15 protein-coding genes are annotated in these 8,753 nt (G+C 62.4%); 11 read left to right on the top strand and 4 right to left on the bottom strand.

Features of this window, described 5'->3' with window-relative positions:
- Positions 1-112 precede the first annotated feature (112 nt).
- From E4Q23_RS18055 to E4Q23_RS18070, 4 genes are all read right to left on the bottom strand, one after another.
- The gene (locus E4Q23_RS18055) at positions 113-442 is read right to left on the bottom strand and encodes a PepSY domain-containing protein (protein ID WP_169067930.1); all 330 of its coding nucleotides are present in this window, start codon (positions 440-442) and stop codon (positions 113-115) included.
- A gap of 122 nt (positions 443-564) precedes the next feature.
- Positions 565-1,107 (bottom strand): hypothetical protein, encoded by a 543-nt coding sequence (locus E4Q23_RS18060; RefSeq protein WP_169067931.1) that lies wholly within the window; start codon positions 1,105-1,107, stop codon positions 565-567.
- Positions 1,108-1,202: 95 nt separating this feature from the next.
- The gene (locus tag E4Q23_RS18065) at positions 1,203-1,511 is read right to left on the bottom strand and encodes a chaperone modulator CbpM (RefSeq protein WP_169067932.1); all 309 of its coding nucleotides are present in this window, start codon (positions 1,509-1,511) and stop codon (positions 1,203-1,205) included.
- A gap of 3 nt (positions 1,512-1,514) precedes the next feature.
- On the bottom strand, positions 1,515-2,468 hold the full coding sequence (locus E4Q23_RS18070) for a DnaJ C-terminal domain-containing protein (protein WP_169067933.1): 954 nt from the start codon (positions 2,466-2,468) through the stop codon (positions 1,515-1,517).
- Between the two features lie 158 nt (positions 2,469-2,626).
- Here E4Q23_RS18070 and E4Q23_RS18075 point away from each other — a divergent pair, with 158 nt between their 5' ends.
- From E4Q23_RS18075 to E4Q23_RS18125, 11 genes are all read left to right on the top strand, one after another.
- Positions 2,627-3,061: an Hsp20/alpha crystallin family protein gene (locus E4Q23_RS18075; RefSeq protein WP_169067947.1), complete on the top strand. Its 435-nt coding sequence runs from the start codon at positions 2,627-2,629 to the stop codon at positions 3,059-3,061.
- A gap of 12 nt (positions 3,062-3,073) precedes the next feature.
- A complete protein-coding gene (locus tag E4Q23_RS18080; RefSeq protein WP_169067934.1) occupies positions 3,074-3,448 on the top strand; it encodes an Hsp20/alpha crystallin family protein in 375 nt (124 codons plus the stop codon).
- A gap of 338 nt (positions 3,449-3,786) precedes the next feature.
- Positions 3,787-3,966: a hypothetical protein gene (locus E4Q23_RS18085; protein WP_169067935.1), complete on the top strand. Its 180-nt coding sequence runs from the start codon at positions 3,787-3,789 to the stop codon at positions 3,964-3,966.
- Positions 3,967-4,126: 160 nt separating this feature from the next.
- Positions 4,127-4,603: a YybH family protein gene (locus E4Q23_RS18090; protein WP_169067936.1), complete on the top strand. Its 477-nt coding sequence runs from the start codon at positions 4,127-4,129 to the stop codon at positions 4,601-4,603.
- A 158-nt stretch (positions 4,604-4,761) separates the two neighbouring features.
- On the top strand, positions 4,762-5,457 hold the full coding sequence (locus E4Q23_RS18095; RefSeq protein ID WP_169067937.1) for a TIR domain-containing protein: 696 nt from the start codon (positions 4,762-4,764) through the stop codon (positions 5,455-5,457).
- Positions 5,458-5,469: 12 nt separating this feature from the next.
- The gene (locus E4Q23_RS18100) at positions 5,470-5,661 is read left to right on the top strand and encodes a hypothetical protein (protein WP_169067938.1); all 192 of its coding nucleotides are present in this window, start codon (positions 5,470-5,472) and stop codon (positions 5,659-5,661) included.
- A 17-nt stretch (positions 5,662-5,678) separates the two neighbouring features.
- Entirely contained in the window at positions 5,679-5,966 is a 288-nt protein-coding gene (locus E4Q23_RS18105) for a hypothetical protein (RefSeq protein ID WP_169067939.1), read from the top strand.
- A 78-nt stretch (positions 5,967-6,044) separates the two neighbouring features.
- Positions 6,045-6,413 (top strand): hypothetical protein, encoded by a 369-nt coding sequence (locus E4Q23_RS18110; protein ID WP_169067940.1) that lies wholly within the window; start codon positions 6,045-6,047, stop codon positions 6,411-6,413.
- The gene (locus tag E4Q23_RS18115) at positions 6,410-6,955 is read left to right on the top strand and encodes a hypothetical protein (protein ID WP_169067941.1); all 546 of its coding nucleotides are present in this window, start codon (positions 6,410-6,412) and stop codon (positions 6,953-6,955) included. Before E4Q23_RS18110 ends, E4Q23_RS18115 begins: the two co-directional genes overlap by 4 nt.
- 18 nt (positions 6,956-6,973) lie before the next feature.
- Complete coding sequence (locus E4Q23_RS18120) at positions 6,974-7,267, top strand: hypothetical protein (RefSeq protein WP_169067942.1); 294 nt, start codon at positions 6,974-6,976, stop codon at positions 7,265-7,267.
- A 198-nt stretch (positions 7,268-7,465) separates the two neighbouring features.
- The gene (locus E4Q23_RS18125) at positions 7,466-8,470 is read left to right on the top strand and encodes a permease (RefSeq protein ID WP_169067943.1); all 1,005 of its coding nucleotides are present in this window, start codon (positions 7,466-7,468) and stop codon (positions 8,468-8,470) included.
- Positions 8,471-8,753 lie beyond the last annotated feature (283 nt).

Raw genomic sequence — 8,753 nt, forward strand, 5'->3', positions numbered from 1 at the left:
GGCAGGTAATTGCTGTGCCTGGCACAGTCGCTCGCTCCTGATTGGAGCGCCATGCGTGCATGCCTGGGCCCGAGATAGGCCCGCACAGCGCCAATCAGACAGGTGCTATGGCCTACACACCTTCTTCGGACACCAGAGCACCGCTCTTGATCTCATAGTGCAGCTCCCACTTCTTGCCGTCGGCACCCTTGACTTTCACCTCCCAGGTCTTCTTGCCTTTCTTGCTGTCCTGATAGGCCTTGGTCACTTCGCCCGGATGCGCCTTGAGCGCCATCTCGATCGCCTGCTCCTTGCTGATTTCAGTCGCTGGCGCGCTGGCGGCAGCACTCATCGGGGCGGCGGCTGGCGCTGGATTCGTGCTGTCGACGGCCAGGGCAGCGCCGGAGAAAGTGGTTAAAACTGCCACCAGGGCGGCGGCGGAAAATGCGCTAGGCTTTTTCATACGATCGGTCTCTCGATAGAAATTGAGGAAAGAAGAATGCCGCTTGTCGCTCGGAACGAACCGCAGGCCAAAGCAGCAAGGACGAACAGGCGCCACTTTGGGCGCGCATCCTTAATTCAGCCTTAGCAGCACCGAGTACAACTGCGCGCCCGCCACCAGGTCCGTGCCAGCGCGCAACAGACGACGAGCACGCCAGCCCAGCCGAGCAGGCTGACCAGGCCGGCAATACGCGTATCGAGATGAAGCAGCTGCCAGCGCGCGAAGATCTCGCTCCAGTCGTGATCACCACCCACCAGCGGCAGCATCTGCGCACGCGCATCAGCCATGTAACGAGCGATGTTGAAGAAGTTCTGGAACAGCCAAAGCATCACCAGGGAAGTGGCGAAGGGATCGCGACGGCGCCAGAAGCTCAACGCGACGATCAGCGGTAGCGCCAGCTGGCCGAGGGTGCCACCGTACACACCCAGGCGACTGCCAAGCAGCCAGAAGAGCGGGTGCCCGGCCTCGTGGAAAGCGAGATTCGCCGAGTCGAGCAGCGGAAACCAGCGCTCGCCGGTATTGCCCAGGTAGAGAACCGTAATCGCGAAAACGACAACCACGATCAGCTGCCAGCCGGCGACCGGCTGCCAGCCGCCGCTGGCGCCGAGCTCGTGAGAAGATCGCAAAGGCTTTCTCCTGCTCATGTCCTCTTGGCGTCGGTAGTCGCCAGAGTGGTGCTGCCGTCACCCACCCGGCGAGCAACATTTCACTAGCCGCCGGCTCACCCCGGATCGGCGCTGCCAACCCGCGCGCGCAGCTCGTCGAGTTCCTCGAGCAGGTCGGCGACCAGAGCGGCCAACTCGGGAACCGCATCGAAGTCACGTTCCAGTTGGCTCATGCGCCGTGCACGCACAATGCTGATGCTGGAAAAACACCACACGCCGGCGACGCTCTCGGCCTGCGGTATCAGCCCGTCGTCGATATGACGCTGTAGCCACGCCGGTTCGACGCTACAGGCGGCGGCAAGCTGTTCGAGGGTTACCCAACTGTCTTCCATCGGGCTGCCGGTGAGAATCTCATCGTCGCGCATCGCTTACGCCCTCCCCGGCGAACGCGGATCGAAAGCGAGCTCCCGCGCCATGGTTTCATACAGTTCCTTCGCCTTGGCCGTATCGGCCGGCGGCAATACGATCTGGATATCGAGCAACAGGTCGCCCGGCGCAGCACCCGGAATTCCCTTGCCGCGGACCCGCATTTGCCGTCCGCTCTGCGTTCCTTCCGGGATACGTACGTTGACCCCGCCCTGCGGCAGATCGACCTGCACCACCGCACCGAGCGCTGCCTCCCAGGGGGCGATGGGCAAGGTCAGATGCAGGTCGCGCCCCTGTGCGCGAAAGCGCGGATGCGCTCTGAACTGAACCTCGAGCATCAGGTCTCCAGCTTGCGCGCCGCCGGACCCCGGCGCACCCTGCCCCGCCAGACGAATGATCTGGCCGGCGTACACTCCCTGCGGGACTCTGACGTTCAAGGTGCGCGTTTCGAGTGCCACGTGACCGCGTGCGTCGTTCTTCGGCGCACGCAGGGAAATCTGCCGGGTGGCGCCACTGAAAGCATCTTCAATGTCCAGCAGGACCTTGGCGTGATGGTCTTCGCCACGCGCCTGGAACGGTGTGCGCTGGCCGCCACTGAAGCCACGCGCGCCGCCCCTGCGACCAAACATTTCGGCGAAGAAATCGGAGAAGTCGGCCGTTTCGCCCGGCGCGCCGCCACGCCCGGAAAACTCGAAACCGGCATCCCAGTTTGGTGGCGGGCGAAAATCCTGACCGGGCCGGTAGCCACGCCCCAACTGATCGTAGGCGACGCGCTTCTCGGGGTCGGAGAGCACTTCATTGGCCTCGTTGACCTCCTTCATCTGCGCTTCGGCGTTCGCTTCCCTGGAAACGTCCGGGTGATATTTCCGCGCCAGTTTTCGGTAAGCCTTCTTGATCTCGTCGGCCGTCGCCTCGCGCGACACCCCCAGAGTCTGGTAGTAATCCTTGAATTCCATTCGCTATCCCCGATCTTCAGCAGTCGTGCAACAAGGTTAGCAAATGGGGGCGAACAAGGCTCAAATCAAGATCTTGAAGTCCTCGGAAAATGCCCCATTTCGGTAGGGAGGCGCCGAGTCCGGCGCCCCTGAGCCAAGCTTATGGAGGATTTGTGATGATGATGTACCGCTCTCTGTTTCCCCGCGATGTGTTGTCGGAACTGGATCGGCTGCAGCGTGAAATGCAGCAGGGTCTGCACCTTTCCCCGAGCATTCGCGGCATAGCCCGTGGCGGCTTCCCGGCGATGAATGTCGGCGGCACCGCCAAGTCCGTTGAAATCTATGCTTTCGCACCGGGCATCGACCCGGCGACGCTGGACGTGCAAATCGAGAAAGGCGTACTCACCGTTGCCGGCGAGCGCCAGATCGAGCAGCCCGACGAGAAGGCAACCGTGCACATCGACGAGCGTTTTGCCGGCCGTTTCCGCCGCGTCGTCACCCTGCCCGACGACGTCGACGCGAATGCCGTCGAAGCCAAGTACCGCGACGGCGTGCTGCACATCAGCATCGGTCGCAAGCAAGACGCCCAAGCACGCCGCATCACCATTCAGTAAGGAGGATCGAAAATGTCTGAAAACACTGCTGTCAGCAAAGCCGACGCCCGGGACGATGCGGCCCTGCAGCCACCGGTCGACGTCATCGAAGATGCCGCGGGAATTACCCTTTACGCAGATCTGGCCGGCGTTCCCAAGGACAAGCTGCATCTGCACGTCGAAGGCGACGCCCTGACCATCGAAGGCGAAATCGTTCTCGAAATGCCCGAGGGCATGGAGAACAGCCACGCCGAAGTCGGCCTGGCCCGCTACCGGCGGGTGTTCACCCTGTCCAAGGAACTCGACGCCAGCAAGGTCGGCGCCGAGTTCAAGAACGGCGTGCTCAAGCTCAGCATCCCCAAGGCCGAGCACGCGCAACCGCGCAAGGTGCAGGTCACGGTCACGTAAGCATCGCCGGCGGGGGTACGCCCCCCGCTTCGACGGGGTCGAAAAAATGCCGTGCCTGCTTTAGCAGTTGAGTGAAGGTGGCTTCACGCATGACCATTCTTCGTTGGAGAGGTGTGCATTCCAATGTACATCAAGGGCCCCGCGGCGTACGCGAGGCCTCGCATCTCCAGGCGCAGAAACGCGGCATTTCGGCCCATCTGGCTGTCGACATTCTTTACATCGTTTCCTGAAGGTCGTCGCGAAACATCAATAAGCAATTGTTTTTCATGCGCTTCATTCCTTCGGCTCGGATCTTGCTAACGATACCTACGTTCAGTTCTCGCAAAGGTAGCCACCACATGGAAGCCGAAGGCGCATTTTCCACCCGCATGGTGGAGCAGGTGCAGCACATCGAGCACTATCGCCAGGAAGTGCTGCGCGTCGAAGGACGACTACTGGACGACGATAGCGCGGCGCTGGAGTGGATCACACGCTACGCCGCGACATTCCCGCCAATCGAGACCTACAGCAGCCACTGAGCGTAAACTCTGGCCAGCGCTGCTTATCGGCTCACCACCACGGCGGAAGTCTGCCCGCCGAGATCAAGGCAGGTCCGCTGAACGCACTCGAAAATTTCGCCCCGTCGGACAGCCTCGAACGCTTCAGGGCGCTGGGCGGCCAGGCCTGAGGAGAGCCCACATGCACGACCACAAGACTGTCCACGCTGCGATCACCGAGTGGGGCGAAGCCTTCTGCAACAAGCAGCTCGACCGCCTGATGGCACTCTACGCGCCGGACGCGGTGGTGTTCGACGCCATACCGCCCTTCTCCAGCAGCGTCGAAGTCATGCGCGCCAAGGTCGCCGCCTGCTTCCCGCATTTCCCCGACGGCTGCGCGATCGAAACGCGCGATCTCACGGTCAACATCGGTGCTGAAATGGCGGTCGCCCATTTCCTCTGGCACTTCGTCGACCTGCCAGCAAACCACCCCGCCGGGCGGCACTGGCTGCGCAGTTCGATCGTCTGGCGAGCGCATGCGAACGGCGGCTGGCTGATCGTTCACGACCATTGCTCGGCGCCCTTCGATCCCTACACTGAAAAAGTCGTTCTCCACCCGGAGACTGTCGACGTCGCGGCAGCAGCCAGCAATTGCGGCGGACATAACCCTGTAGGGTAGTTTCGCGCAGCTCTACGCAGACGGATCGGCGCGGCGACGTCCGGGCACTCGCGCGCCATCAATCCCCCTCGCCTGGCTTGAGTATTTGCAGGTGTTCGCGCACTATTCGCATTTGCCAACCGAACCCTCCCTACCCTCGACTCATGCCAACACGCGCCGTGCCTGAAAGATTCCTCGTTGCGTTCTCCCTCGCCGGCGAACAGCGCGAGCTCGTGCGAGCTATCGCCGAGGCGGTGGAGAATCGGCTGGGGCGCGGTAGCGTGTTCCTGGACGAGTGGTTCGAGCACTACATCGCTGGCCACGATGCGGATCTGAAACTTCAGGAGATATACGGTAAACGATGCGAGCTGGCCGTCGTGTGCGTCTCGGAACGCTATGGGTCCAAGCCCTGGACGCAGGCCGAGCACCGGGCAATTCGCGCCCGCCACATGAAATGCAGCGCAGCCGCCCAGGAACGCGAGCGCGACGCTGTTCTGCCGATCCGCGTCGGCGATGGCGAGATCGAAGGCATCCTCTTCAACGCCATCGTGCCCGACGTGCGCGGGCGCAGTGCCGCCGCCAGCGCTGAATTGATCATCGCCCGCCTTCACCTCCTCAGGCCCGACTTGCAAGCCGTCTCAGCGGGCGCGCCGCTCGGACCGGCATGGCCGAAAACGCCCCCGCCACTCGCATGGCCCATGGCCAACCATAGCGGTGCTCGGGAAGCCTTTGCTCAGCTGCTGACCTCCGACGTGGATTGGCGCCTGCTGCGGATCCGCGGGCTGAGCGAGACCGGCAAGAGCCACATCACCCGGCAGATGCTCGCCAATGTTCTTCCCCTTGCGGGCATCGCCTGCGGACGCTTCGATTTCTAGGGAAGCACGGACATGGACCGCGAACTCCGTGCCTTCGTCCAGGAGCTGGGCGTGACCGTGCCGCCATCGACACCGCGGCTGCCGCACGCATCGAGTGGATTTGCCACCGCCTTTGCTGCGCGCCGGATGAAGCCGCCAGCGAGCTTGAGCAACTCGACCGTGATTGGTCTGGCACCGCACACCCCGAAGACCGCAATGCGCTAGCGGTGGCGTTGCGGGAGTTGGCTGGGACGGACCTGATCCACGCTCGCGCCCTCTTATGGGCATCGCTCTGTATCGCGTGGGTACGGCTTGGTCGGGGTGAAACGGCGCAACTCGGTGATGACGCGCTCGGCATTCGCAAACTCGCGCGCGACGTGGGCGACGCGCAGGCAGAAGCGGATGCCGAATGTATCCTCGGCGACGTGCTGCAGGCGCAGGGCAAGCTGGGCGAGGCGCAGGCGGCCTTTGCGGAATGCCTCGCGATCAACCGCCGGCTCGCGGAGCAGGACCCGGGCAACGCTGGCTGAGAGCGTTGAGGCGCATGACCCGTGTGGCTAAAGCTGGCGAAAGCGAAGCGGGCGTAGACTTTTTCGAGCGCGCTTCGCATGGCTGCTGGCCGCGAATGCCGAGCCACTGTCCGTCGTCACCGAAAGGGCTTCATCCTCGGGAAGGTGCTCCATGGCACCGGCGAACAGGGGATCAAGAGCTTCGAAACGTTTGGCTGCGGGATTCGAGGGTTTGAGCGGCCGGCAACGAATTTCTGGAGGTTGGCAGGGCTCTCCGGGATGAGCGGCTTCAAGCGCCTCGTCATCGCAGCGGCGGCGAGCAGCCAACGACCGATCTGGCGCTTGATCTTGTCGATCGCCGAGCTGCACTTCACCGGCAGCTCCTCCTCGACCAGGGCCATCAACTTCTTATTGACGTCATCGAACACCAACGCACCAATCCTGAAGCGCGCCGTGCAGAACGCTTGAGCGCTGACCAGGCGGACCGAGTCCGCACGATTGCGGAGGTTGCTAAGGAACTGCTCCAGTTCAGAGTGGACCGCACTCTGCACTCTGCACGCCGGACAGTAAAAGCTCAGGATTGTTGGAAAGCTGAGCGTACGCTCGACGTGCAAGGCTCCGAGCTTCGGGTGAAAGGCGCGGAGCTTCGGGCGCAAGGCTCTGAGCTTCACGGTGCAAGCAACAAAAGCTTCGCCGCAAGGCAAAAAGCCTTGCGCGCAAGGCTCCGCGCTTCGATCGAGCTGAAAAACGGCAGCAAGGACAAGCTTCGCGAGCGTGCGCGCGAGGCTTTGCGCTTCGCCCGCAAGGATCAAAGCCTTGCGGTGCAAACCTCGATGCCTTGCACGCCGAGCAAAAAGGCTTGCGGGAACGGCTTTTTGCCTTGCCGGGGAAGCGCAGAGCCTTGCCCGCGCAAGCTCGGAGCCTTGCCAGCGAAGCTCCGAGCCTTGCCGGGACGCTTCGCCGCGGCGGCGATCGAGCAAAAAGCTTCGCTGCAGCACTCGGCGGGCTGACGAACGCGGAACAAAGGCTTGCCCGACGAGCACGGGAGCTGGCGCATCGAGCACGCGGGCTGGCGCATCGAGATAGTCGACCACCTCGCATTTGGCCTGCAGCAGTTCGGTGGGAGCGATCTCGCGCGGATCGCGCGCCAGCTGGCGCTGCTTGGCGTCGATCAGGCGCTGGCCGTGCTGGCGGAAATAGAGTTCGTGCAGCGGTGCGCGGGTCGCAATCGGCTCACCCGCCATCACCTTGGCGATGCACCGTACTGCGCCTCGATCACGCCCGCGAGCGCGCGGGTCAGATCACGATGTTGCGAAGAGTAGCTGATGAAAAGATCGGCTGCATGGCTATCCCGGCTTTGCTTGCTTTTCTCTATTTTGAACCCTTGCTGGCGCTGCCGGGAAGGTCAAGGCACAATTGAAGGCCGCGGGGCGGGAACTTGAACCCGGTTTGCTGCGCACGATCGCGAAGCTGACACTGCCGCGGCTGGCCTCATCCAAGAAAGCAATCAGGACCTGAAGATGGAAGTTTTCAAGTGGTTGAACGATCAACTGCTGCGTATGGACTGGCTGGCCTGGCTGGTCGGCCGGCTGGTCGAGGACGGGTTCGGCATGGACCTGGCCGGCCGCAGCGGGGCCAGCGTGCATTTCTTCATCTATGACGTCATCAAGATCTTCATTCTGCTCGCGGTGCTGATCTTCTCCATTTCCTGGGTGCAGAGCCATTTTCCGCCCGAGCGCACGCGGCGTATCCTCGGCGGCATGCAGGGCTTCAGTGCCAAAGTTGTCGGCGCACTGCTGGGCACGATCACGCCGTTCTGTTCGTGCTCGTCGATTCCGATCTTTATCGGTTTCACCAGCTCGGGATTGCCACTGGGAGTGACTTTCGCGTTCCTGATCTCTTCGCCGCTGGTGGATCTGGCTTCGGTGATCCTGCTCGCCAGCATCTTCAACTGGACGATTGCCATCGCCTACGTGCTGCTTGGCCTGGTGCTGGCGGTGATCGGCGGCATGCTGATCGGCAGGGCGAAGATGGAAGCTTATGTGGAATCCTTCGTCATGCACAACGCGGTGCTCGACACGCCTCAAGAGCAGCTGAGCAGCCGCGATCGCCTGCAATTTTCCTGCGCGCAAGTCAGCGACATCTTCGGCCGTGTCTGGGTCTACGTGCTGATCGGTGTGGGTATCGGCGCCGCCATCCACAACTGGATTCCGGCTGCATGGACCGAATCATTGCTCGGCCAGAACAACTGGTGGTCGGTGCCCCTCGCCACCCTGATTGGTGTGCCGATGTACGCTGACATTTTTGGCACTTTGCCGATCGCCGAGGCCCTGGTCGGCAAAGGTGTTGGACTCGGTACGGCGCTGGCGTTCATGATGGCCGTCACGGCGCTGTCGCTACCTTCCCTGATCATGCTCAAGAAAGTCGTCAAGGCGCCGCTGCTGGCCCTGTTCTTCGGCATCGTCACGTTTGGTATCGTCCTCATCGGCTATCTGTTCAACGCCTATGCGTATCTCTTCATCTAACGGTCATGACATGTCGAGACACCCCTGATGATGAACACCATGACCGCCCCCTCTCACTTGCAGTGCGCATTCCGGCTTGCACGCCGGAATCGTTCGACGGGCAGGGACCATGCTCCCTGAATTCCCCGCCTCACCCCCCGGCCCTTCTCCCGCGAGGGGAGAAGGGAGTTTCGTGAGTCGCTTGCGCGACTTTCACATTAACGGTCATGACACGTGGAGACACCCCAAATCATGAGAGTCATGGACCGTTTCCCTCTTCCCCTGCCCCTTCTCCCGCAACGGG

The sequence above is a fragment of the Candidatus Accumulibacter phosphatis genome (assembly GCF_012939955.1).
Taxonomy (GTDB): Bacteria; Pseudomonadota; Gammaproteobacteria; order Burkholderiales; family Rhodocyclaceae; genus Accumulibacter; species Accumulibacter delftensis.